We start from the raw sequence: 22,586 nt of genomic DNA, 5'->3' as shown, positions 1-22,586 counted from the left end.
CAACGTGAGCGACCCACATCACGTCGGCGCCCCCGCCGATCATGGGCCAGGTGCCGCCGGGTCGGTGCCCTCCTCCAGCCGACTGTCGGCGGCGGCCAGCCCCCGGGCGTCGTCGACCTCCTCGGCCACCGCCGCCGCGTCCGCCCAGTGCTGCCGCGCCTCGACCCGGTCGCCCAGCTCGGCGGCGGCGTCACCCAGGTACAGCAGGGTCCGCGCCAGCCCCGCCGTGGGCTGGCTGTCCTCGCGCAGCCGCCGACCCTCGGCCAGCAGCTCGTACGCCGCCCGCGCCTGCCCCGGCGCGGCGGTGAGCAGCGTCGCCCCGGCGTTGAGCAGCGCCGCCGACCGGCTGGTCGGGTCCCTGACCGACTCGTACTCGCGCAGCGCGGCCCGCCACGCCTGCGCGGCGTCCAGGTGCTCGCCGAGGGCGGCGTGCACCAGCACCAGGTTGGTCAACGCCGCCGCATAGCCGCGCGCGTCCCCCACCGACCGGAACGTGTTCGCCGCCCGCACGAGGTGGTGGTGGGCGGTGTCCAGCTCCCCCCGGGCCAGCTGCGCCGCGCCGAGACCCAGGTCGGTGAGCGCCAGGCCGGACCGGTCCGCCCCCGAACGGTGCCGGCGGGACAGCTCCAGGTGCTCCACCGCGTCGTCGAGCTGGCCCAGGTCGAGCAGTGCCAGGCCGAGGTTCATCCGGGCCTGGGCGGTGCCCCGCCGGCCACGCTCGGCCACCGCGAGGGTGAGCGCGGCGGCGGCACCCTGTGGGTCGCGTCGGCGCCGGCGCAGCACCCCCAGCTCGTTGTGCGCCCATCCGGCGATCTCCGGTCGGTCGTCGGCGGTCGGGGTGTTGAGCACCGTCCGGCACACCTGCTCCCACTCCTCCAACCGCTCGACGTGCGCCAGCCACCCGCACAGCGCCACGGCCAACCGGAACCACCACCGGCGCACCCGGCGGGGCAGCGTCTCGGCCGCGCCGGCCGGCACCCGCACCACCGCCAGCAGCAGCTCCTGGTGCAGGTCGAACCAGCCGTACGGATCGTCGTCCAGCGCCAGTGACCACTCCCGGTCCGGTGGGGAGCCGAGCACGGCCAGGTTGGCGGCGTGCCGCTCGGCCCGCCGGGCCAGGTGCCGGGTCAGCCGGGCCTGGGCGGCGACCCGGGCCCGGGCCGGGTCGGCGTCGCGCAGGTGCAGCCGGGCGTTGCCGGCGAGCAGCGGGCGGATCTCGTACCGGTCTCCGGGAGCGCCGACCACGAACGCCGCCGCGGCCAACTGATCGAGCAGCGTGGTCACCCGCTCCGCGTGCCGACCGGCGAGCGCGGCGATGGCCGGGCGGTCCACCGGGGCGGGGGCCAGCGACATCAGCCGGTACAGGCGGCGGGCCCCGCGGGTCAACGCCCGGTACGCGGTGTCCCGTTCGGTGACCAGCCGGGCCGCCGGCGAGATGGCGACCCGCTGGTGCGGCGGTGTCTGCACGGCGCGGCGCAGCGCGTCCAGCACATCGGCGTGCCGCCAGCCGTGCTGGGCGGTGCGGTAGCCGAGAGCCCGGACCGTGCGCGGCTGCTGCCCGCACAGCTCGACGATCTCGCGTACCGCCGGGTCGGTCCTCGGGTCGGCGCGGCGGACCCGGGCGGCTGGTGCGGCCCCTCCGGCGGCGGCGAACAGCTCCACCGCCTCGGCCGGGCCCGGCTCGGCGATCCAGTGCGCGACCACGCCCTCCAGGCCGCTGAGCGCCGGGCCGCCGGCGAACAGCAGCCGACACGTGCGTGCGGTGGGCGGAAGCAGCGGCCGGACCTGCTCGGGACGGTCGACGTTGTCCAGCACCAGGAGGATCTTGCGGCCGTCGAGTTGGCGGCGCAGCGCGTCGGCGGCGACCGCGAGGGCGTCCGGCCGGCTCGAGGTCGGCGGCGCGGTGCCCAGGACCCCCGCGAGCGCGGCGAGCACCTGCCGGGCGGACCGGGGCCGGCCGCCGCGGCGCAGGTCGAGGTAATACTGCCCGTCGGGGAAGTCCTCCCGGCACAGGTTCGCCGCCTGCACCGCGCAGGCGGAGGTCCCCACCGCCCGCCGACCCAGCACGGCCACCGCGTGGTCCCGGGTGAGCAGCCCGAGCACCGCCTGGACGTGCTCGTCGCGGCCGGTGAAGCCGGCCGGGTACGGCAGCGTCGGCGCGCCGGTAGCCGGCACGGCGACGACCTCGGTGGGCTCCGGGCTCACCTCGCGATCGATCCGGCGTCGGCGCATCTCGAGCAGCACCGAACCGACCACGCCGCCGACCAGCAGCACGATGCTGGCCGGCCCGAGCACGCTGGCCGCCAGTTCGGAGAGCAGATTGCTCACCAGGTTGCCGAGCACTCCGCTGACGATCGTGCCAACCGCGATGACCACCGGCCAGCGTGGCCCCCGGCCGGTGCCGGTCGGGCTGGTCACCGGACGCCTCCGGAGACCAGCCCGGTGACGAGCTGCCGCCGGGCGAGAACCACCAGCACCACCGGCAGCACCGAGGCGAGCACCGAGCTGGCGGCCAGCAGACCGCTGTTGCTCACGAAGCTCCGGGTCTGCCCGGCCAGGAACAGCCCCAGCGGCGCCGCCTCCGGCCCGCTGAACAGCAGGCCCACCACCAGGTCGTTCCAGACCTGGACGAACTCCAGCACGGAGACCGCCACCACCGCGGGCAGGTTGTGCCGGGCCAACCGGCGCAGGGTGCCCCACCAGCGCCGGCCGCCCAACCGGGCACCGCGCACCTGCTCGGCCGGCAGGTCGGCGAACGCGTTGCGCAGCACCAGCACCGCGAACGGCACGCCCAGCGCCACGTGCACCAGGGCCAGCCCGCGGGCGGTGCCGGAGGAGAGGACCAGGCCCAGCACCTCGTTGACCGGCCCGGCGATGACCTGGACCGGCACCACGCTGGCGGCCAGGAGCAGCAACCCGGTGGCCTGCGCGGCCGGCCCGGTCAACCAGGCCAGCGGGTACGCGGCCAGCAGGGCGACCACCAGCACCGTGGCGGTCACCACGGTGGCCAGCAGCAGCGTGAAGGCCAACGTCCGCCACAACCCGGTGCCGGTGACCAGCGTCCGGTAGGAGTCGACGCCCGGCGGCGCCGACCACCAGCCCCGCGCGGCGGCGTCCACCCGCCCGTGCATCGAGGTGGCGACCAGCACCGCCAGCGGCACCAGCCAGGCCACCGCGGCGCCCGCCGCGAGCAGCCGGAACACCCGCCGGGGCGGGGCCACCCGGCCGGGGTCCGGTGGTGTCTCGGCACGTGGCGGTGGCCAGGCCTGCCGGACGAACAGCGCCGCCACCAGCATCCCGCCGACGACCGCCACCAACCACACCACACCGAGTGCGGCGCCCTCGCCGGTGGTGGTGCCGCCCGAGGTCTGCCAGACCCGCAGTGCGAGCACCGCGGCCTCGCCACGGACCGAGCCGGGGGTCATCACCAGGATCAGGTCGAACGTGCGGCTGGTCCCGACCGCCACCAGCGCGAAGACCACCGCGACGGTACGCAGCAGCAGCGGTCGCCACTGCGCGTCCCACAGCACGTGGCGTCGACCGCCACCGTAGGCGCGTACGGCGTCGGCCAGGCTCGGCGGGACCGCGTCCAGCGCGGCCCGGAAGACCAGCACGGCCAGCCCCACCCAGGCCCAGACGAACGCCGACATCAGCGCCACCGTGACCAGGCCCGGCCCGAGCAGTTGCGGGGCGTCCTCGGGAGACCGGCCGGTCAGTCGCGCCGCGAGCAGCGTGGCCAGACCCCGGGAGGGGTCGGGGTCGTACATCAGGCGGAAGGTCACCCCGGTGACGACCAGCGGCAACGCCACCGGCACCAGCAGGATCAGGCGGACCAGGCCGCCCTCCTGTGAGCGGCGGGAAGCGGCGGCGAGCAGATAGCCCAGCGCCGTCACCACCGCCGGCACCAGCACCGCCCAGAGCACCGTGCGGCCGACCACCGCGCCGGTGCCCGGCGCGGCGAGCGCGGTGCGGAAGTGCGCCACCCCGACCCAGTGACCGTTGGTGGTGACGCTGGCGTGCAGGGTGCGCAGCACCGGCCACACCACCAGGCCGCCGAGCAGCACGAGGGCGGGCAGCAGCAGCGCGGAGGTCGCTCCGGCCGCCGGGTAGGCCCGGCCGCGCCGGGGTGGACCCACGTCGTCGAGCACCGCCAGCTCGCCGAGCACCCGGACCTGGCTCATCGGCCGCCCCCCGCGCTGCGCGCCGCCGAGGCGAGTTGCCCGGTGGCCCGGCGAACCGACTCGGCGGCGGGTACGCCGTCGGTCACGTCGGCGAAGAAGTCCTGCATGATCCGCCAGATGCCCAGCCCGTCGGAACCGGTGAACGGCCCGGGCAGCTGGTCGGAGAGGTCGAAGCGCAGGGTGCCGGGGGCGCGCATCTCGTCGGCGAGCCGACGGCGGACCGGATCGACGTAGCCGTCCAGCGGGACCGTGGTGTTGGGTGACAGGTAGCCGCCGGCGCGCAGCCACGGCTGGAACGAGTCGGCTTTGGTGAGCCACTCGACCAGCTCCGCCCCGCCCCGGGCGCCGACGAACGCCACCGCCGCGTCTCCGCCGACGATCAGTGGGCCGCGCGCGCCCGGTCGGCCGCTCGGGAACCGGAAGGTGACCGGCTCCTCCGGGCCGCGCCGGAACGCGCCGACCACCTCGTCGGTGAAGTCGGCCTCGAAGACCATCACCGCCCGCCGGGACCGCACCACCTGGATTACCGACTCCTCGTACTGGGTGAGCAGGGCGCGGCGACCGCCGCCGGGGAAGGCGCCGTCGATGCTCCACAGCTCGGCGAGCCGGTCCAGCGTGTCGCGCACCGGCCGGCCGCGCCAGTCGGCGTCCGGCCCGGCGAGGGCGTCGTAGGCGTCGGGTGCCAGGTCGGCCAGCACGTTCTCGAACCAGTCGGTGAGGACCCAGCCGTCCGCCGCCCCGATGGCCAGCGGCGCCGGGTCGGAACCGCGCCGGGCGAGCGCCCCGAGGCGGCGGGTCAGTGTGACCAGCTCGTCCCAGCTGCCGGGAGGCTCTGGAAGCACCGACGGCAGGCGCCAGATCAGTGACTTGTGCGCCGCCTTCACCCAGACGCCGTAGCGCCGCCCCCGCGTCATCAGCAGGTCGCTCAGCGCGGTGGGCACCGCGTACTCGCTCGACGGGCGCACCGGGCTCAACCACCCCCGCTGGGCGTACTCGGTGACCAGGCCGGGGCGCGGCAGGATCGCCACGTCCGGGCTGGTGCCGGCGAGGTGCCGGGCACGCAGGAACGCGTCGATGTCGTTGCCGGCGCTGACCACGTTCACCGGGGCGGAGTAGCCGGCCACGACCTCGCGGAACCGGTCCAGCTCCCGCCCGCTCCAGACGACCGCCACCTGCACCGACCGGGTGCCGCCGGCGCAGCCGGCCGCGGTCGCCGCGGCGCCGGCCGTGGCGGCGCGCAGCAACGTACGCCGGGTAACTCGGCCAGCCGGCGTCACCGGCCCACCCCGTCGGGCTCGGTGACCAGTTCATGGTGCAGCGGGATCTCGGTCAGGGTCGCCGGATCGGCGGTGCAGACCAGCACCGCGACCCCCGGCGCGTCCGCTGGGGACAGTCGAGGCAGCAGGTCGCCGAGGCGGCTGCCGCCGGCCGGGCCGGCGGGCAGGTCGACGACGAGCACCTCGGGCAGGCACACCGCTGCCCGGGCCAGGGCCACCCGGAACCGCTGGGCGTCGGAGAGCAGGTGCGGCAGCAGAGCCAGCGTCGGCGCCAACTCCAGCCGGTCCACCACGGTCGCCGTCCAGTCGTCGGCCACCTCGTGCACCCGTTCGCGTTTGCGTTGGCCGTACTCGATGTTGCGTCGCACGGTGAGCTGCGGCAGCAGCGCGCCACCGGCTGGCACGTAGCCGATCTGCCGGCGCGGTGGCGGCAGTGCGGTGACGTCCCGATCGCCGACCATGACCCGCCCGGTGACCGGGGCGGCGAGGCCGGCCAGCACCCGGGCCACGGCTGTGCCGAACCGGGGCGACGCCACCAGGGCAGCCGTCGTGCCGGCCGGGACGTCGAGGGTCACCGGCCCGGTGCCGGGAACGGCGACCAGTGCGCGTAGCCGTAGCGTGACCCTCACCTCCGGTGACCGCTGGTGACCGTCCCAGGGTGGCACACCAGGCCGACAGTCGATGCCCCTGCCATTCTCCACAGTGGATGTGTCGTGGTCCTCACCGGCCCGGCTGGTCGACGGGGGCGTAGAGGGCGACCAGCCCGGCCGCCGTTGCGGCCAGCTGTTCGCGCAGCGTGGCCGGGGTCAGCACCTCCACGTCGGCGCCGAGGCGCAGCAGCTCACCGTGGGCGTGGGTGGTCGACTCGATCGGCAGCACCGCGATCACCCAGCCCCGCGCGTCGGGGGGCCCGGCGCTGGCGTCCACGGCGGCCACCACCGGATCGCTGCCGATCTCCCGCAGCCGCGCCCGGCCGGTCGGGGAGAGCCGCACGGTGGCCTCGTCGCGGTGCAGGCGGGCACGGAACTGCACCACGTGCGCCCGCCACCAGGCCGCCAGGTCGAAGTCGGCCGGTCGGTCGAACTCCTGGGCGAGGGGGGTCAGCGCGAGGATCTGGTTGACCCGGTAGGTCGCCGGCGCGCCCCGGCCGGGCCGGTCGGCCACCACATACCACCGGCCGCCCTTGAGCACCAGACCGTACGGCTCCAGCACCCGGACCACCTCGCCACTCCAGCTCCGGTAGCGCACCTCGACACGGTGCTGCCGCCAGACCGCCTCGGCCGTACGCGCCAGCTCTGGGGAGGCGTCGCCGTCGGCGTACCAGCCGGGTGTGTCCAGGTGGAAGCGTTGCTGGAGCTGGGTGGCGCGGTCACGCAGCGGCGCCGGCAGCGCGGCGTGCAGCTTGAGTTGCAGCGCGGCAACCACGTCGCCGTAGCCCAGCTCGTCGGCCGGCCCGGGCAGCCCGGCCAGGAAGAGCCGGTCGGCCTCCTCGGCGGTCAGCCCGGTCAGCCGGGTCCGCCAGCCGTCGACGAGGTGGTAGCCGCCGGCGTGCCCGGCCTCCCCGTAGAGCGGGATGCCGGCGGCGTGCAGCGACTCCACGTCCCGGTAGATCGTGCGCGGCGAGACGGCCAGCCGCTCGGCGAGCTGCGCGGCGGTCAGCCGGCCGTGCGACTGGAGCAGCAGCAGGACGGAAAGAAGTCGGCTCGCTCGCACTTCACTGACACTAGCTGTCAGGGGAATGGTCCTACCGTCCCGGCATGGCATTTCGCGACAAGGATCTACGGACGCCGGGACCGGTCACGGTGGACGGTTGGCAGCTCAAGCGTTACCACATCGACCAGCCGGAGCGACCCATCGAGTCGGAGGTGGAGAAGGCCGCGTACGAGGTACTGCCCGCGCTGCTCGCCGGAGCGGTGCGCGACGGCACCCCGGCCGCCGGGTGGGTGGTGCTGCACCGGGGCGCGGACACCGGCGCCTATCTGCTGGCCTACACCTGGGTGTGGGACAACGCGCTGCAGGTGCACATCGCGGTGGCCGGGCAGCCGGCGTTGGACTGCCCGGACGACGACCCGACCCACTTCGTCGAGTTGCGTCGGCGCGAGGTGGGCTGCGTGTGGGAGTTGGCGGTGCTGGAGCACGAGCGGGCCGCCTGGGTGCGGCACCTGCTCGTGCCGGATGAGCCCGACCTGACCGGATACCTGGACGACACCCGAGCGGAAGGGCCGGTGGGCCGCTGATGGGCGACTTCGACTTCTATGTGGGCACCTGGAACGTGGTCAACCGGCGGCTGCGTGAGCGGCTGGTCGGCAGCGACGAGTGGGAGGAGTTTCCGGGGGTTTCGGTCGCGCACAGCTTCTTCGGCGGGGGCGGCAACTTCGACGAGATCACCTTTCCGAGCAAGGACTTCTCCGGCGCCACGATAAGGATCTTCGACCCGGCCCGGAAGGAGTGGTCGATCTACTGGATGAACAGCGGTCGTGGCGAGTTGGAGCAGCCGCCGATGGTGGGTCGCTTCGTCGACGGCGTCGGCCGTTTCTACGCCGACGACCAGCACGAGGGTCGTCCGGTCCGCTGCCGGTTCATCTGGTCGGAGATCACCGCCAGCACGGCACGCTGGGAGCAGGCGTTCTCCGTCGACGGTGAGCGCACCTGGGAGACCAACTGGATCATGACCTCGACCCGGGTGGAATAGCTCAGGTCGACGCTGGGGGAGTCGTGTCGCGGTAGATGCCGGCCAGCCAGAGGTCGAGCAGCACGTCCACCACGTCCGACTCGGCGACCGCCGGTCCGTCGCCGGCGAAGGTGGCGTACCAGACGCGCTCGTTCATCGAGTTGAGCGCGATGGCGAGGTCCCGGGCGGAAATCCCGTCCGGGGCCGCGCCGCGTCGTCGTTCCGCCTCGATGGCCGCCTCGATGGCCTGCACCCAGCGTTCCAGCACCGCCGCCCAGAGCCGGCGTACCTCGGCGTTGGTGCCACGGACCTGGGCGCACGCGAGCACCAGCGCGCGGTGCGCGCCGAACGTCTCGTGGAACCGGTGGATGAGCTCGCGCCAGCGGGCACGGGGGTCCTCGGCGAGCCGGACCAGCACGTCGCCGGCGACCGCGTCGGCCTCCTCGGTGACCCGGTCCAGCAGGGTCAGCAGCACCGCGTCCTTGGACGGAAAGTAGAAGTAGAACGTCGGCCGGGAGATGCCGGCGCCCCGGGCCAGGTCGTCGATCGAGATGTCCGCGAACGCCCGCTGCTCCAGCAGACGCTCGGCGGTGGCGAGGATCGCCGTCTCGCGGTCGTCGCCGGTGGAGCGGGCGGCGCGCCGGCCGCGCGGTGTCGCCCTGCCGGCGCCGGTGCGGGCGGTCGTCATGGCCGCTGATGCTACCCGAACTCAACACCCTGTCGACGGAACTCGACAGGGTGTTGACGGCTGTCGACACGAGTGGATAGGGTCCGTCCACTGCCTCGGATGGAGGAACGCGATGACCTCCGACCACGTCGACGTGCTCATCATCGGCGCCGGCCTGTCCGGCATCGGCGCCGCCTGCCACCTCAGCCGGGACTGCCCCGACAAGTCCTACGCCGTGCTCGAGGCGCGCGACGCCATCGGCGGCACCTGGGACCTGTTCCGCTACCCCGGCGTCCGGTCCGACTCGGACATGTTCACCCTCGGCTACTCCTTCAAGCCGTGGACCAACCCCAAGGCCATCGCCGACGGCGCGGCCATCCGGGAGTACGTCCGGGAGACCGCCCAGGAGTACGACGTGCCGCGGCACATCCGCTTCGCCCACCGGGCGGTACGCGCCGAGTGGGACAGCGTGACCGCCCGGTGGACGGTGTACGCCCAGCACGTCGACACCGCCGAGACCGCAGTGCTGACCTGCTCGTTCCTCTTCGCCTGCTCCGGCTACTACCGCTACGACGAGGGCTACACGCCGCCGCTGCCCGGCGTCGACGCGTACGGCGGGCGGTTGGTGCACCCGCAGCACTGGCCCGACGACCTCGACCACAGCGGCAGGACGGTGGTGGTGATCGGCAGCGGCGCCACGGCGGTCACCCTCGTTCCGGCCATGGCCGAGCGGGCCGCCCACGTGACCATGCTCCAGCGCTCACCCACGTACGTCATGGCGTTGCCGTCGAGGGACGTGCTGGCCGACGCGCTGCGGCGCTGGCTGCCCGCGAAGGCCGCGTATCCGGTGGTCCGCTGGAAGAACGTGCTGCTGTCGACCGCCAACTTCCAGCTCAGCCGGCGTGCGCCCCGCCTGGTGAAGCGGCTGCTGCGCCGGGCCGCGAAGGGCCGGCTGCCGATCGGGTACGACATCGACCGGCACTTCTCGCCCCGCTACGACCCGTGGGACCAGCGGCTCTGCGTGGTGCCCGACGGCGACCTCTTCACCGCCGTGCAGCAGGGCAGGGCCTCGGTGGTCACCGACACCATCGACACCTTCACCGAACACGGCGTCCGACTGACCTCCGGCGACGAGGTGCCCGCCGACATCGTGGTCACCGCCACCGGTCTCAACCTGCTCGCCCTCGGCGGCCTGACGCTCGTGGTGGACGGCGCCGAGGTCGACCTGGCCAGCACGGTCGCCTACAAGGGCATGATGCTCTCCGGCGTACCGAACTTCGCACTGACCATCGGCTACACCAACGCCTCGTGGACGCTCAAGGCCGACCTGGTCGCCGGCTACGTCTGCCGGCTGCTGCGTCACCTGGACCGCACCGGCCAGCAGGTCGTCACCCCGCTCCCGCCGCCCGACGGCGAACTGGTGCCGATCATCGACCTGCGCTCCGGGTACGTGCTTCGCAGCCTCGACGCGCTGCCCAAGCAGGGCGCGGTCAGGCCGTGGCGGCTGTACCAGAACTACGCCCGCGACGTGCTGCTGATGCGGCACGGCCGGCTGACCGACGAGGGAGTGCGGTTCTCCCGCGCTCCGGTCCTCACCGACCCGGGCGAGCCGGCCGAGCCCACCGGCACCCGGGTGTCCTGACCGTCGCGATCCCCGATCCGTCCCGGCCCGCCGCCGGGGCCGCCAGGAAGGAGCACCAATCGTGCAGAGGTTCGATTTCGTCGGTGCGACGGCCGTGGTCACCGGCGCGGCCAGCGGCATCGGTGCCGCGCTGGCGCACGCGCTGGCCCGCCGCGGCAGTGACCTGGTCCTGCTGGACCGCGACGCCGAACGGCTGGAGGCGGTCACCGCCGCGATCCGTGCCGAACACCCGGACCGGCAGCTGCACACCCACGTGGTGGACCTCGCCGACGCGGCGGCCACCGCCCGGGTGGCCGCGGAGATCGGCGAAGCGCACCCGCGGGTCCGGCTGCTCGTCAACAACGCCGGTGTCGGTCTCGGCGGCCGGTTCGACCAGGTCACGTACGACGAGTTCAGCTGGGTGATCGACGTCAACTTCCGGGCCGTGGTGCAGCTGACCCACGCGTTGCTGCCAAACCTCAAGGCGGAGCCGGGCGCGCACCTCGTCAACATCTCCAGCCTGTTCGGGCTGATCGCGCCGGCCGGGCAGACGGCCTACTCGGCGAGCAAGTTCGCGGTGCGCGGCTTCACCGAGGCGCTGCGCCACGAGCTGGTCGACGACGGCATCGGGGTGACCTCGGTGCACCCCGGTGGGATCCGCACCCGGATCACCGAGAACGCCCGCGTCGGCAGTGGCGTCTCCCGGGAGGAGTACGCGGCCGGCCGGGCACAGTTCGAGAAGCTGCTCACCATCGCCCCGGAACGGGCCGCGGACGTGATCCTGCGCGGTGTCCAGCGCCGGCGTGGCCGGGTGCTGATCGGCTGGTCGGCGAAGGTGCCCGATCTGCTGGCCCGTCTCCTGCCGGCCTCGTACAACCGGCTGCTCGTCACCGGCCTCAACCGGGGCGTCGTTCCTCCGGCTGCCACCGCCGCGCCGAAGACCCCGGCGGCCGTCGCCGACGTGGCCCGCGGCTGACGGTCACGGTGGGCTGCTGCCCCGCTTCTCCTCCTGGGCCAGCACCGCTTCGCGGCGCTCCGGCTCGTCGCGGCGGGTCAGCTCGGCGGCGAGCCGCGGGTCGGCCACCAGCCGCTCCCGGTTCCGGTGCAGGAAGCTCTCGAAACCCCCGGTGTACGGGCAGGCCAGCTCGCCGAGCGCCGCCTGCGGCGCGTAGCGACAGCCGCCGCAGTAGTCGCTCATCTCGTCGATGTCCGCGCCGTCCACCGCGTACGGTCGGGTGTCCACCCGGGCCAGATCGGCGTACTGGCTCATGCCGATCACCGTCGCGTTCATCACCCAGTCGGTGCCGTCCACGAACGACCGTTGGAACCACTCCACGACCTCGGCCGGGCGCCAGCCGCGCTGCAACGCGTAGTTGCCCAGCACCAGCAGCCGCGGGGTGTGGTGCGTCCATGCCCGGTCCCGGACGCTGGCGAGCACGTCGGCCAGGCAGCGGGCCTCCACCGCGTCGGCGTCCAGGTCGGCGAACCAGTCCGGTATCGGCTCGGTCGCGGCCAACCAGTTGGCGCCCCGGAATCGCGGTTCGAAATACCAGTACAGCTGCCAGAGGAACTCGCGCCAGCCGAGCAGCCCCCGGATGAACGGCTCCACCGCCGTACGCGCGGCCGCGCCGGACCGCCATGCCTGCTCGGCCGCCCGGACGGCCGGCTCCGGGTCGAGCAGACCCAGGTTGAACGAGGACGAGAGCACCGAGTGCGAGAACATCGGGTCGTCGACGCTCATCACGTCGGCGTACCGGCCGTACTCGGGCAGTCGGTGGGTCAGGAAGTGTTCCAGCCGGGCCTGGGCCTCGGCGTGCGTGGCCGGGTAGCGCCGGGGAGCGTCGTTGCCGACGAACCGCACCCCGTCGGCCGCCCACCGGTCCAGGTCCCGACGGACCTGCGCGTCGATGTCGTCCTCGACGATCAACGGTGGCGGCGGTGGTGTCGCCGGCGTGACACGGGCCTCGGCGCGAGGCCGCCGCGCCGCCCCGACGTTGCCGGCCGGGGCGGCGGTCAGCACGCCGTGCCGACGACGGGCGTGCCGGTAGAAGTCCGTCATGCGCAGGGTGCCGCGCCTGGTCCGGTCCGCCCAGCCGGCGAAGTCGGCCTGGCTGGTGATGAAGCCGCGCGGCGGCAGCACGGTCAGGCCGGGCACCGACCGGGCGAAGCGCAACGCCGCCCGTGAGTGCGGGTGGCACACCTCCACCGGCTCGGCGACCTGTGCGAGCGCCTCGCGGAACGTGTCGGTGCGCAGCAGCAGCGCCCGGTCACCCAGCTCGGCCGCGCGGTGCCGCAGCGCGGAGAGGAGCAGATGGGCCTTCTGCCGGTGCATCGGTCGACGGCGGAACATCTCCCGGATCTCCACCAGCAGCACCGGCTGGTCGGGGTCGTCGAGGAAGTGCGGCCCGAGTTGGTCGGCGAGCAACCATCGGCGGCGATACATCCCGCAATTCTGCCCAATTTTCGGCCGCCGCGCCCGCCGGCATGCCGGCCTGTCGCGTCCGGATTCCCCGACCGTTGAACGGATCAGGCCGGATCGGCACCGGCCGGCGACGAGGTCGGCAGGTCGTCTCGGTGGCGCAGCAGCACGGTCAGCGCCACCAGGACGAACAGCAGCAGCGCCAGCACCTGCACCGGAATCGGGCCGAGCGGTGCCAACAGCGCCAGCAGCGCGACCACCGGAAAGGCCACGACCACCACGCCGTGCCGCTGCCGGCGGACGTGCAGCAGCCAGACGGTGAGCAGGTAGACGGCGATCGGTACGGCCACCGCGTAGCCGGTCGCCTGCCCGGACACCTGCCCGATGCGCCGCTCGTGGTCCACCGCCACCACCAGGCCCGCGCCGACCGCGGCGATCGCGGCGAAGACCAGGTAGTGGCCGTAACCCCAGACCAGGGAGTACGGCGTTCGACTGGGCGCCTCGACCGGACGGTCGAAGTAGAGCCACCAGACCGCGTACACGATCACCGCGCCGGCCGCCGCGAGCGACCAGAGGCCGTGGTCTCCGGCGTCGATCCCGGTCTGGATCGCCACCGAGATGGCCAGCACCGCCTCGCCGAGGACGATCAGGGTGAACAGCCCGTACCGCTCGGTGATGTGCCGGGGATGCCACGGGGTCATTCCGGGGCGCTCGGCCACCGCCGGTACCAGCAGGTCGGCCAAGCCCAGCAGCACGAACGACGCCGTGCCCCAGTGGTGTGGCAGCGCCAGCCGCAGCAACCAGCCGATCTGCACCAGCGTGACGCCGACCGCGTAACGGCGGGCCGCCGCGCGGTGCGTCGGGTCGCCGACGGCGGCCCGGACCCACTGCCCGACGGTCGCCAGCCGCATCACCACGTACCCGTAGGTGATGGTGCTGAAGTCGCCGTCGGCGAACGCGCGCGGCACACCTGCCGCCAGGATCAACGCCCCGGTGATCTGCACGAGCGCGGCGATCCGGTAGACGTCGTCGTCGGTGTAGTAGGCCGAGGCGAACCAGGTGAAGTTCATCCACGACCACCAGATCGCGAAGAACACCATGAGGTAGCTGGTCACCGCGTGACCGAAGTGGCCCTCGGATACGTCGTGGTGCAGGCTGGCGGCCGCCTGTGCCACGGCCACCACGAAACACAGGTCGAAGAACAGCTCCAGCGGGGTGGCCGAGCGGTGCGGTTCGTTCCGGCTGCGGGGCCTCATCGGTTGGTAGAACGGCCGCGCGGAACGGGGTTCGGTCACCACACCTCCTCAGGTCGGCCACCGGTCAGTCGCGCCGCCGGCGGCCGTGGGTCAATCCTTCCAGCACCAGGGTCATTCCGGCGCCGACGAGCCAGACGTCCTTCGCCAGACCGATGCCCTGCTGGGTCGGGCGTATGCTGCCCGGCTCGCGCATCCCCGGCGTCTTCAGGTAGAGCTGCACGAGGCCCGCGCCGAACGCGGTGAGGCCCAGCCCGGCCAGGCTGGCCGGGACGAACGGGGCGAGCAGCGCCGCCCCCAGAGCGATTTCGGAGTACGACAGCAGTTTGGCGAACCGTGCCGGCTCCAGCTGACCGAGCTGCGGGATGGCAGCGACCGCCATCCCGTGCATGCCCTGCGCCGCCTCACCCTCCAGGTTGCGTTTGCCCAGACCCGAGTTGAGGACGTACGCGCCGATACTGACCCGTAGCGGCAGGTGCGCGAGCTTCATGGTCACTCCCGGTGGCCGTGGGTTGAGTGCGGCCCGCGTACCCCGTGAAAACCCGCGATAACCCGCTGGTCGGCCGACTGGGCCGGCCGTGGTGATCGCGGTAGGTTCGCCAGGGGCCCAGCGTCGGGTCCGACGCACCGCCTGCCGGCACCCGGCAAGCCGCGGATCATCAGCAGGAGGCGTCGTGAGCCAGGAAGTCCGGGGAGTCATCTCCCGCAGCAAGGGCGCGCCGGTCGAGGTCACCACCATCGTGGTGCCCGATCCCGGCCCCGGCGAGGCGATCGTCCGGATCCAGTCCTGCGGGGTCTGCCACACCGACCTGCACTACCGCGAGGGTGGCATCAACGACGACTACCCGTTCTTGCTCGGCCACGAGGCGGCGGGCATCGTCGAGCAGGTGGGGGAGGGCGTCACCGACGTCGCTCCGGGCGACTTCGTGGTGCTCAACTGGCGGGCCGTGTGCGGCATCTGCCGCGCCTGCCGCCGGGGTCGTCCCTGGTACTGCTTCAACACCCACAACGCCCGCCAGCGGATGACCCTCACCGACGGCACGGAGCTCGCCCCGGCCCTGGGCATCGGAGCGTTCGCCGAGAAGACCCTCGTGCACGCCGGACAGTGCACGAAGGTCGACCCGGCCGCACGCCCCGCGGCGGTGGGCCTGCTCGGCTGCGGGGTGATGGCCGGTCTGGGCGCGGCGATGAACACCGGCAACGTCGGCCGGGGTGACTCGGTCGCGGTGATCGGCTGCGGTGGCGTCGGGGATGCGGCGGTCGCCGGCGCGGCCCTCGCCGGCGCCACGACGATCGTCGCCGTGGATACCGACAGCCGCAAGCTGGACTGGGCGCGCCGGTTCGGCGCCACGCACACCGTGAACGCCTCCGAGACCGACCCGGTCGAGGCGATCCGTGCCGCCACCGGTGGCTTCGGCGCCGACGTCGTCATCGACGCGGTGGGCCGACCCGAGACGTGGAAGCAGGCCTTCTACGCCCGGGACCTGGCCGGCACCGTGGTGCTGGTGGGCGTGCCGACCCCACAGATGACCGTCGAGCTGCCGCTGCTGGACGTCTTCGGGCGCGGCGGCGCCCTCAAATCCAGCTGGTACGGCGACTGCCTGCCCAGTCGTGACTTCCCCCTGCTCACCGAGCTGTATCTGCAGGGCCGGCTCGACCTGGACGCGTTCGTCACCGAGGAGATCGCGCTGGACCAGGTCGAGAACGCGTTCGACCGGATGCACCACGGCGACGTGCTCCGATCGGTGGTGGTGTTCCCGTGACGGCCCGCGTCGACTCCGCGGTCACCTCCGGCACGTTCACCCTGGACGGGCAGACCTTCGAGGTGGACAACAACGTCTGGGTGCTGGGCGACGACCACGAGTGCGTGGTCCTGGACGCGCCGCACGACGTCGACACCATTCTCGCCCTGGTGGGTGATCGCCAGGTGCGGGCGATCCTGGCCACCCACGCCCACGACGACCACGTCCGGGTGGCGCCCGAGCTGGCCGAGGCCACCGGTGCGCCCGTGCTGCTGCACGCCGCCGACCGGGTGCTCTGGGACATGGTCCACCCCCACCTGCCGCCGCACGGCGAGCTGCACGACGGGCAGATCATCGAGGTCGCCGGCAGCACGCTGCGGGTGGTGCACACACCCGGTCACAGCCCCGGCGCGTGCAGTTTCCACTCGGCGGAGCTGGGCGTGGTCTTCACCGGCGACACGCTCTTCGCCGGTGGCCCTGGCGCAACCGGCCGCTCGTACAGCGACTTCGACACCATCGTCCGGTCGATCCGTACCTGCCTGCTCACCCTGCCGCCGGAGACGGTCGTGCACACCGGGCACGGCGACGACACCACGATCGGCGCGGAGGCCCCGCACCTCGACGAGTGGATCGTCCGGGGGCACTGACCACCGGGCAGCGCCGGGTTTCAGCGTTCGTCGAGCGCGCCGAGCACCGGCTTGACGTCCAGCACCGGCCTGCCGTCCAGGGCTTCCAGCCCGGCAACCCGGCTCCAGGGCCCGTCGCGCGCCAGCACCGGACCCGAAACCGGGCGCGACGCGCAACCGGATCGCGCTAGCGTTCCGCTCATGCTCTCCGATCCCGTGCCCACCGTCCGTCAGCTACGTCTCGTGGTGGAGGCGGAGGACCACGAGGCCGCCGTCGCGTTCTTTCGAGACGCGCTCGGCCTGCCGGAGCAGGCAGCGTTCAGTGGTGACGGGGACGCCCGGGTGGTGATCCTGGATGCGGGGCGGGCCACCCTGGAAATCGCCAACCCCGCGCAGAAGCGGATGATCGACGACGTCGAGGTGGGTCGGCAGGTCGCGCCACGCATCCGGGTGGCCTTCGAGGTGGACGACGCCCGGGCCACCGCCGCTCGGCTCGTCGCCGCCGGAGCGGCCGAGGTTGCGCCCCCGACACTCACCCCGTGGCAGTCCCTCAACGCCCGCCTGGACGCGCCGGCCAACCTCCACATCAGCATCTTCGAGGAACTGCGCACCGCGGAGGAGCGAGCCGCGCCGGACGGTTCGGCACTGGACGATGACGGTCCAGGCTGAGCCGAGCGGACCGCTGAGCCCGGCGCAGGCGGCGGCGGTCGCGCACGTCCGTTCGGTGGCGCTCGCCGAGCGTCCCGCTGCGCTCGCCTGCATCGCCAGCATGGTGGCCGTCGCCGAACATCCACCGCAGCGGCTGCTGCTCGCGATCGCGCGGCGGGGCCGGCTCACCCTCAACTTCCACCCGGACCGGCCGTGCGCCGACGGACGTACCGTTGCGGCTGCCCTCGCCGAGGACGGCGTGTACCGGAGCCAGTTCGTCACCGGCATCTCCAACGGACTACTCATGCCCTCCGCCGGAAGTGACCGCGATCGCTGGGAGTGGCGCATGTTCGGCGGCGCCTACCAGCGTGTGGGGGTGCTGCCGGCGGACCGGCCCGTCTACGGCGGCCTGAACCTGCTCGACCACCCGGACGGCGCCTGTCCCCGCTTCGGCTCGTGCCATTTTCGACTGCGCCCGGCGGTGCTGGCCCGTGCGACGTTCTGTCTCGGTGACAGCCACCTCGGCCCCCGGATGGTCGGCACCATCGACGGCTTCGAAGCCGTGCTCGCCGGCCTGCTGACCGGCACCGTCGCCACCGGCGTCTGCCTCGGCCGCGCCGGTACGGACGTCGCCACGCTGGCGCGGACGCTGTTGTCGTCCGTGCCGGACGCCCCGGCCACATCGTCGGCGATGGGCCGGGCGCTGGACGACTACGTCGAGGCACAGGTGCACGGCACGCTCGACCTTGCCCGGGACGTCGAGGCGCTGGTGGTCGACCCGTCGTTCATCGGCACCCCGGTCGGCGAGACGTTGGAGCACATCGCCCACCACTACGGATGTCGGCTGGTGCGCCACCGCGGCTTCGCCCTGCCTCCGGACCGGGTCGATCCGGAGTTTCGCGGCCCGGCGATTCCCGAGCTGGCGGCCCGGGTGCACGCCGAGTTCGCCCGGCCCGGTGAGCTGGTCGCCGCCGCCCTGATCGGCCGGGCCGCCGCCTCCGTGGTCACCGATCCGGATCGTTGGGCCGACCGGGGCCCGACGTCGGTCACCCTTCAGCACCTCAAGCAGCTCTGGCACGTCCTGGTCCGCTACGGCGCACCGCACACCAGCTGATCGGCCCAGTCCAGCCGCGACCGTCCCGTCCGGTACCTGCCGTCCGGTTACGCCGCGTTCTGTCCGCTCCGAACCCGTCGTACATGCAACGTCGGACTGTGCGGGTGACCGAGGTCGCAGCTGAGCGTGGCACCGGCATATCCGGAATGACCGACACGTGAACCTGGTTGTGTCCCCGTACCGCCGGAGCCCAAACCCTTTCCGCGGTCATCTCCCGGAGGAGTGCTCACCCCGGAGCGCTCCGCACGATCGAGAGGGCAACCATCGTGAAGGTCGACTTCGATCGATGGCTCCCCGCCATCGCCAAGGATTCGTACCGCAAGACCGCGTTGAGCGTTGTGGGTGTCGCCGCCCTGGGTGGCCTGGCGCTCGCACCGACCGCAGCCGCCGCCCCGGTCACCACCGGGCCGCACCAGGGCGCCGTCGCCGCCATCGACCTCGCCACCGGTAAGGCCGCCACCGCCGCACACCAGGAAGACCAGCCCGTCGAGTCCGGTCTGACGACCGGCTCCGCCACCGGCAAGCCGCCCGCCGGCAAGCCGAGCCGCGACGAACTGATCCCGCACGGCATCGAAGGTGCCCAGTCGCGCATCCCGCTCGACAAGGCGCAGCTCGACAACGCGCGGGCGATCGTCGACGCGGCCAGGAAGACCGGCGTCGGCGACCGGGGCGCGGTGATCGGCATCGCGACCTCGCTGCAGGAGTCGAAGCTGTACAACCTCGGCCACCTCGGCGCGTACAACGACCACGACTCGCAGGGCCTGTTCCAGCAGCGCCCGTCGTCCGGTTGGGGCACGCCCGAGCAGGTCACCGACCCGGAGTACGCCGCCACGGCGTTCTTCAGCGCGCTCAAGAACATCGGCGGCTGGCAGGACCTGCCGCTGACCGCCGCCGCGCAGACCGTCCAGGTCTCCGCCTTCCCGTACGCGTACGCGCAGTGGGAGGAGCAGGCGGCGGATCTCGTCCAGCAGCTCTGGTGACACCACACGCCGGCCGGTTTCCCCGAGGGGGAGCCGGCCGGCGTCGTCGTGCCCGGTTACCTCAGCAGGCGGGATAGAGCCGACGGGTGCCGACACCGGCGGCGTACGCGGCCCGGTCGCTGAACCGGCAGCCGTAGTCCGGCCTGGCCAGCACCGCTGGATCGGTCACCGTGTCGCCGGTTGGACGCTTGCCGGTGCGTACCCAGGACACCAGGTCGTCCCAGCCGGCACCGGCCTCGGCCGGGCTGAACTCACAGTGCTGCGTGGTCCGGATGGCCCGCTGCACGACCAGCTTGCCGCGGCCGTGCCGGGCCACGTCCGTGGCGTACGCCTGCTCCATGCTGAACGGTACGAACAAATCGCCGAGGCCGTGCAGGCTGAGCACCGGTGCGGTGGGACGGCCGGCGATCCGCGGCACCTCGGTCAGCGTCGGCAGGAGTCGCTGCAGGACGTTCTCCGGGGCGATCCGCGGCACGGTGGCGTTGACGTTGACCGGGCTGTTGGGGCTGTAGCGGGTGAGCAGGTTGGTGGAGAGTTGACCGGGTCGTTGGGCCGGGGTCACACCACCGCTGGTCACGCTGATCGAGAAGAGGAAGTCCTTCCACACCGCGAACGCGGCGTCCGCGCCGGGCCTCGGCCCGCCGGAACGGTTCACCGTGATCGCCCGCAGCTGCTTACCCCGGTCGGTGGTGGTGTCCGGCCCGGTGGGGGTGAGCCCCGCCAGGCCGAGTGCCACCTGGATTCGCGGTACGGCGTTGCTCAGGTAGTCGGCCGGAGTGGGATAGGCCGGCACCCCGGCGAGGGTCTGCGCGACCAGGTTGTAGTCGAGGTAGAAGTCGAGCAGCGTCTGATCGCCGAGCACCCCGCACATGGGCAGCGCCCCGTCGTAGAAGCCCGGATACTGCTCCAGCGAGCGACCGATGATGTAGCCGCCCATCGACACCCCCGCCAGGTAGGTGTGGTGTGCCCTACGGACCGATCGTCCGAAGTGGTCGGCCAGGTCCCTGGTGCCCAGCACCCCTGAGCGGATGTCGAAGCCGTTACGGTCGTACGAGGACGACGCCCAGGCGTACCCCTGCTCCAGCAGTCGCTGGCGCAGTCCGAAACCGGGCTGCTCCGGCGAGAGCACCGTGCCCTGGCCACGGTAGCCGTGCGCCCACAGCACCAGGTCGCCGTTCCACCGGGCGGGGACCTCGATGATGTAGCCGGCGTGGCGGTGCACGCCCTGCCGTACCGTCGTCGGTCTGCCGGCCACGACCAGCGGCGCCAGTGGCGGATTCTCGATGGTGTACCCGGGCAGCGGCTGACCGCCTGTCGGGTCGCGGTCGGTGGCGCTGGCCGGCGTGGCGCCGGCCAGTCCGACCGCCAGGGTCAGGGTCGCTGTGGCGGCGAGCAGACGGCGGAGGGTGCGAACGGGTGCGGACAGCATCGATGCTCCCCATCGGATGGAGGTCGACCAGGCGGGACGGTTGCCTACCGGCCGGTAGCGTTTTGAACCTAGAACCGCCGTCGACCAGAGTCAATGGCTGCGCTGACCAGCCGGTCAGGCGCGACCGTCCGGCAGTCCCGGCGGGCCGTGCGCCAGCCTCGCTCGGCCACCCGGCGCAACCCCGTCGAGGTGGCTCCGCCCGCCCGGCAGGCCGTCCTTGTCGGCAGTGCTCCAGCAGCGGACCGGGGGATGACCAGGCCCGGCCCGGGCGCACGGCCTCGCAGGTCGGTCGGGTTGACTGGTCGCCATGAACGAGTCGATCTGGGAGGCGGCCAGGGCGTCGCGCAGTTGGCTGGACGCGGCGAACGGCACCGGGCAGACGGAACTGACCTGCCGCATCCTCAAGCTGAGCGAGGAGGCCGGGGAGGCGTCGGCCGCCTGGATCGGTCTGCTCGGGCAGAACCCGCGCAAGGGCGTCACCCACACCCGCGAGGACGTGGCGGCGGAACTGGCCGACGTCGCGTTCACGGCGTTGGTCGCGATCGAGAGCCTGGGGTTGGACGCGCGGACCGTGCTGGACGCCTGCGCCGCCAAGGTCCGCTCCCGACTCGCCGGGTGAACGGTGTCAGGCTGGGCGTCCCCGGCGCTTGCCTGGTTTTCGGCGAAGTCGGGCCGTTCTGTTTCCGGGGGTCGGTGTCGGTTTTCTCAGGCTAGGCGGTTGGTGTCGGGTTCGGGGGGTGGGGTGGGGCCGCCGTGCCCGGCTCCGGGCGGTCAGGCTTGATCCCTGCGCCACGCACGGCGGACCCCACCCCGGTTGGTGGTCGCCGTTCGTGCGCGTGTGGCGCGCCTACCCGTTCCCGGTCGGTGGTCGCCGCTGATGCGCATGCCCAGCCCGGGTGCGGTCGCCGTCTGTGGGAACTGTGGCACGACCTTCCCCTGGGTGGTTGGCCGTCTGCACCTGTTGGGCAGGTCCGCCTGCTTCGGTGGTGGTCGGGGTCGGCTCGGACGCAATCCGGGCCGCGAGCATCGGGACTGCACTCGGTGGTCGGCCGGACCGGCTTCCATCGCAACCCGGGCCGCGAGCATCGGGACTGCACTCGGTGGTCGGCGCCGGACCGGCTTCCATTACAGCGGGTGCTCGGGTGCTCGGGTGCTCGGGTGCTCGGGTGCTCGGGTGCTCGGGTGTTCGGGTGTTCGGGGCGGGGTGACTGTGCTCGGCGTCGGGAGTCGGTCCGGTGGCGGTCGCTGTGGTGTGTGTGATGCCTGTGTGGCATAAATATGCCTGAGTGGCATCACGGGTTTTGTCGACTCCGTTCGGATTGCGTCCCGGTGCGGTGGTCGATCCGGGGTCGAGTGGGTCGATCACCGGCAGGTCGGCGCGTGACGCCCGCCTGGTCAAGCGGCCTGACGCCAGCCCGTTCTGCACTGCCCACCAGCGCGGGGCGGTGATGTCGGGTTTGCGATGTTCTGGGTGTGGTCGGGCGCACTCGCCGGCCGGAATGGTGGCTGGCCCGGGGTCGTTACATACCCTGACGATCGCAGCACCACGGCTCGCCGGCCTGACCGGTCTCTGGTTGGAATGCTGGCCCCCGCCCGGTCGTTACCGTCCCCACGAACGATCCCCCCGGACCGCCTGGATGAGGGTGGCGACGGGATGGGCCACCCCCGGAATGACGGCGGCCCGCCGGTCGTTACATCTGGACCCGGCGCCACGAGCCCCCTCGACGGCCGCCGACCCCGGCGCCACGAGCCGCCCGCCCGTAGGTCGCCGATCCCGGCACCCCGCCCGTAGGTTGCCGACCCCGGCGCTGAGCCGCCGGAGGTTGCCGGTCCCGGCGCTGAGCCGCCGGAGGTTGCCGGTCCCGGCGCTGAGCCGCCGGAGGTTGCCGGTCCCGGCGCTGAGCCGCCGGAGGTTGCCGGTCCCGGCGCTGAGCCGCCGGAGGTTGCCGGTCCCGGCG

21 protein-coding genes are annotated in these 22,586 nt (G+C 73.1%); 10 read left to right on the top strand and 11 right to left on the bottom strand.

Annotated features, from left to right (window positions below):
• Nucleotides 1-39 precede the first annotated feature (39 nt).
• The 5 genes from ACLJN9_RS17795 to ACLJN9_RS17775 form a co-directional block, all read right to left on the bottom strand.
• Nucleotides 40-2,418, bottom strand: coding sequence for a tetratricopeptide repeat protein (locus tag ACLJN9_RS17795; RefSeq protein WP_410812521.1), 2,379 nt, complete (start codon nucleotides 2,416-2,418; stop codon nucleotides 40-42).
• Nucleotides 2,415-4,181 (bottom strand): hypothetical protein, encoded by a 1,767-nt coding sequence (locus ACLJN9_RS17790; RefSeq protein WP_410812520.1) that lies wholly within the window; start codon nucleotides 4,179-4,181, stop codon nucleotides 2,415-2,417. Before ACLJN9_RS17790 ends, ACLJN9_RS17795 begins: the two co-directional genes overlap by 4 nt.
• A complete protein-coding gene (locus ACLJN9_RS17785) occupies nucleotides 4,178-5,458 on the bottom strand; it encodes a hypothetical protein (protein ID WP_410812519.1) in 1,281 nt (426 codons plus the stop codon). The genes ACLJN9_RS17790 and ACLJN9_RS17785 overlap by 4 nt, the downstream gene beginning before the upstream one ends.
• The gene (locus ACLJN9_RS17780) at nucleotides 5,455-6,087 is read right to left on the bottom strand and encodes an ATP-binding cassette domain-containing protein (RefSeq protein ID WP_410812518.1); all 633 of its coding nucleotides are present in this window, start codon (nucleotides 6,085-6,087) and stop codon (nucleotides 5,455-5,457) included. The genes ACLJN9_RS17785 and ACLJN9_RS17780 overlap by 4 nt, the downstream gene beginning before the upstream one ends.
• Nucleotides 6,088-6,178: 91 nt before the next feature.
• Nucleotides 6,179-7,171, bottom strand: a complete 993-nt coding sequence (locus tag ACLJN9_RS17775; protein ID WP_410812517.1) for a helix-turn-helix transcriptional regulator — start codon at nucleotides 7,169-7,171, stop codon at nucleotides 6,179-6,181.
• Nucleotides 7,172-7,215: 44 nt separating this feature from the next.
• Here ACLJN9_RS17775 and ACLJN9_RS17770 point away from each other — a divergent pair, with 44 nt between their 5' ends.
• Entirely contained in the window at nucleotides 7,216-7,695 is a 480-nt protein-coding gene (locus tag ACLJN9_RS17770; protein ID WP_410812516.1) for a hypothetical protein, read from the top strand.
• Nucleotides 7,695-8,150, top strand: coding sequence for a hypothetical protein (locus tag ACLJN9_RS17765; RefSeq protein WP_410812515.1), 456 nt, complete (start codon nucleotides 7,695-7,697; stop codon nucleotides 8,148-8,150). The genes ACLJN9_RS17770 and ACLJN9_RS17765 overlap by 1 nt, the downstream gene beginning before the upstream one ends.
• Before the next feature lies 1 nt (nucleotide 8,151).
• Here the strand turns inward: ACLJN9_RS17765 and ACLJN9_RS17760 are convergent, their stop codons facing one another.
• Nucleotides 8,152-8,817 (bottom strand): TetR/AcrR family transcriptional regulator, encoded by a 666-nt coding sequence (locus ACLJN9_RS17760; RefSeq protein ID WP_410812514.1) that lies wholly within the window; start codon nucleotides 8,815-8,817, stop codon nucleotides 8,152-8,154.
• 112 nt (nucleotides 8,818-8,929) lie between these two features.
• Between ACLJN9_RS17760 and ACLJN9_RS17755 the strand changes: the two genes are divergently transcribed.
• Complete coding sequence (locus ACLJN9_RS17755; protein ID WP_410812513.1) at nucleotides 8,930-10,438, top strand: flavin-containing monooxygenase; 1,509 nt, start codon at nucleotides 8,930-8,932, stop codon at nucleotides 10,436-10,438.
• Between the two features lie 61 nt (nucleotides 10,439-10,499).
• The gene (locus ACLJN9_RS17750; RefSeq protein WP_410812511.1) at nucleotides 10,500-11,393 is read left to right on the top strand and encodes an SDR family NAD(P)-dependent oxidoreductase; all 894 of its coding nucleotides are present in this window, start codon (nucleotides 10,500-10,502) and stop codon (nucleotides 11,391-11,393) included.
• A 3-nt stretch (nucleotides 11,394-11,396) separates the two neighbouring features.
• Here ACLJN9_RS17750 and ACLJN9_RS17745 read toward each other — a convergent pair whose 3' ends face one another.
• The 3 genes from ACLJN9_RS17745 to ACLJN9_RS17735 all read right to left on the bottom strand — a co-directional run bounded on the left by ACLJN9_RS17745 (nucleotide 11,397) and on the right by ACLJN9_RS17735 (nucleotide 14,579).
• A complete protein-coding gene (locus ACLJN9_RS17745) occupies nucleotides 11,397-12,860 on the bottom strand; it encodes a cryptochrome/photolyase family protein (protein WP_410812510.1) in 1,464 nt (487 codons plus the stop codon).
• Nucleotides 12,861-12,943: 83 nt separating this feature from the next.
• Nucleotides 12,944-14,131 (bottom strand): low temperature requirement protein A, encoded by a 1,188-nt coding sequence (locus ACLJN9_RS17740; protein ID WP_410812509.1) that lies wholly within the window; start codon nucleotides 14,129-14,131, stop codon nucleotides 12,944-12,946.
• A gap of 25 nt (nucleotides 14,132-14,156) precedes the next feature.
• Nucleotides 14,157-14,579: a hypothetical protein gene (locus ACLJN9_RS17735; protein WP_410812508.1), complete on the bottom strand. Its 423-nt coding sequence runs from the start codon at nucleotides 14,577-14,579 to the stop codon at nucleotides 14,157-14,159.
• Nucleotides 14,580-14,763: 184 nt separating this feature from the next.
• Here ACLJN9_RS17735 and ACLJN9_RS17730 point away from each other — a divergent pair, with 184 nt between their 5' ends.
• Both ACLJN9_RS17730 and ACLJN9_RS17725 read left to right on the top strand, forming a co-directional pair.
• A complete protein-coding gene (locus ACLJN9_RS17730) occupies nucleotides 14,764-15,852 on the top strand; it encodes an S-(hydroxymethyl)mycothiol dehydrogenase (RefSeq protein ID WP_410812507.1) in 1,089 nt (362 codons plus the stop codon).
• Entirely contained in the window at nucleotides 15,849-16,478 is a 630-nt protein-coding gene (locus ACLJN9_RS17725; RefSeq protein ID WP_410812506.1) for an MBL fold metallo-hydrolase, read from the top strand. The genes ACLJN9_RS17730 and ACLJN9_RS17725 overlap by 4 nt, the downstream gene beginning before the upstream one ends.
• Before the next feature lie 20 nt (nucleotides 16,479-16,498).
• Here the strand turns inward: ACLJN9_RS17725 and ACLJN9_RS17720 are convergent, their stop codons facing one another.
• Nucleotides 16,499-16,660: a hypothetical protein gene (locus tag ACLJN9_RS17720; protein ID WP_410812505.1), complete on the bottom strand. Its 162-nt coding sequence runs from the start codon at nucleotides 16,658-16,660 to the stop codon at nucleotides 16,499-16,501.
• On the opposite strand from ACLJN9_RS17720, the gene ACLJN9_RS17715 reads away from it, so the two are divergent.
• The 3 genes from ACLJN9_RS17715 (at nucleotide 16,659) to ACLJN9_RS17705 (ending at nucleotide 19,199) form a co-directional block, all read left to right on the top strand.
• Entirely contained in the window at nucleotides 16,659-17,126 is a 468-nt protein-coding gene (locus ACLJN9_RS17715; protein WP_410812504.1) for a VOC family protein, read from the top strand. The genes ACLJN9_RS17720 and ACLJN9_RS17715 overlap by 2 nt on opposite strands.
• Nucleotides 17,110-18,219 (top strand): DUF3626 domain-containing protein, encoded by a 1,110-nt coding sequence (locus ACLJN9_RS17710; protein WP_410812503.1) that lies wholly within the window; start codon nucleotides 17,110-17,112, stop codon nucleotides 18,217-18,219. Before ACLJN9_RS17715 ends, ACLJN9_RS17710 begins: the two co-directional genes overlap by 17 nt.
• A gap of 266 nt (nucleotides 18,220-18,485) precedes the next feature.
• Nucleotides 18,486-19,199: a hypothetical protein gene (locus tag ACLJN9_RS17705; RefSeq protein ID WP_410812501.1), complete on the top strand. Its 714-nt coding sequence runs from the start codon at nucleotides 18,486-18,488 to the stop codon at nucleotides 19,197-19,199.
• 61 nt (nucleotides 19,200-19,260) lie between these two features.
• On the opposite strand, the gene ACLJN9_RS17700 is transcribed toward ACLJN9_RS17705, so the two are convergent.
• The gene (locus tag ACLJN9_RS17700; protein WP_410812500.1) at nucleotides 19,261-20,628 is read right to left on the bottom strand and encodes a hypothetical protein; all 1,368 of its coding nucleotides are present in this window, start codon (nucleotides 20,626-20,628) and stop codon (nucleotides 19,261-19,263) included.
• Between the two features lie 307 nt (nucleotides 20,629-20,935).
• Here ACLJN9_RS17700 and ACLJN9_RS17695 point away from each other — a divergent pair, with 307 nt between their 5' ends.
• Nucleotides 20,936-21,247 (top strand): MazG-like family protein, encoded by a 312-nt coding sequence (locus tag ACLJN9_RS17695; protein ID WP_410812499.1) that lies wholly within the window; start codon nucleotides 20,936-20,938, stop codon nucleotides 21,245-21,247.
• Nucleotides 21,248-22,586 lie beyond the last annotated feature (1,339 nt).

It is taken from the genome of Micromonospora sp. 067-2 (assembly GCF_046549295.1).
In the GTDB taxonomy this organism is placed as follows: Bacteria; Actinomycetota; Actinomycetes; order Mycobacteriales; family Micromonosporaceae; genus Micromonospora.
The sequence above is the reverse complement of the archived record's forward strand: the minus strand, read 5'-3'. Positions and strand labels throughout refer to the sequence as shown.

Excerpts from the sequence above, each read along its gene's own strand:
- ACLJN9_RS17790 (WP_410812520.1), bottom strand. The coding sequence starts at position 4,181 with ATGAGCCAGGTCCGGGTGCTCGGCGAGCTGGCGGTGCTCGACGACGTG.
- ACLJN9_RS17770 (WP_410812516.1), top strand. The coding sequence starts at position 7,216 with ATGGCATTTCGCGACAAGGATCTACGGACGCCGGGACCGGTCACGGTG.
- ACLJN9_RS17765 (WP_410812515.1), top strand. The coding sequence starts at position 7,695 with ATGGGCGACTTCGACTTCTATGTGGGCACCTGGAACGTGGTCAACCGG.
- ACLJN9_RS17760 (WP_410812514.1), bottom strand. The coding sequence starts at position 8,817 with ATGACGACCGCCCGCACCGGCGCCGGCAGGGCGACACCGCGCGGCCGG.
- ACLJN9_RS17755 (WP_410812513.1), top strand. The coding sequence starts at position 8,930 with ATGACCTCCGACCACGTCGACGTGCTCATCATCGGCGCCGGCCTGTCC.
- ACLJN9_RS17745 (WP_410812510.1), bottom strand. The coding sequence starts at position 12,860 with ATGTATCGCCGCCGATGGTTGCTCGCCGACCAACTCGGGCCGCACTTC.
- ACLJN9_RS17735 (WP_410812508.1), bottom strand. The coding sequence starts at position 14,579 with ATGAAGCTCGCGCACCTGCCGCTACGGGTCAGTATCGGCGCGTACGTC.
- ACLJN9_RS17715 (WP_410812504.1), top strand. The coding sequence starts at position 16,659 with ATGCTCTCCGATCCCGTGCCCACCGTCCGTCAGCTACGTCTCGTGGTG.
- ACLJN9_RS17720 (WP_410812505.1), bottom strand. The coding sequence starts at position 16,660 with ATGAGCGGAACGCTAGCGCGATCCGGTTGCGCGTCGCGCCCGGTTTCG.
- ACLJN9_RS17710 (WP_410812503.1), top strand. The coding sequence starts at position 17,110 with ATGACGGTCCAGGCTGAGCCGAGCGGACCGCTGAGCCCGGCGCAGGCG.
- ACLJN9_RS17700 (WP_410812500.1), bottom strand. The coding sequence starts at position 20,628 with ATGCTGTCCGCACCCGTTCGCACCCTCCGCCGTCTGCTCGCCGCCACA.
- ACLJN9_RS17695 (WP_410812499.1), top strand. The coding sequence starts at position 20,936 with ATGAACGAGTCGATCTGGGAGGCGGCCAGGGCGTCGCGCAGTTGGCTG.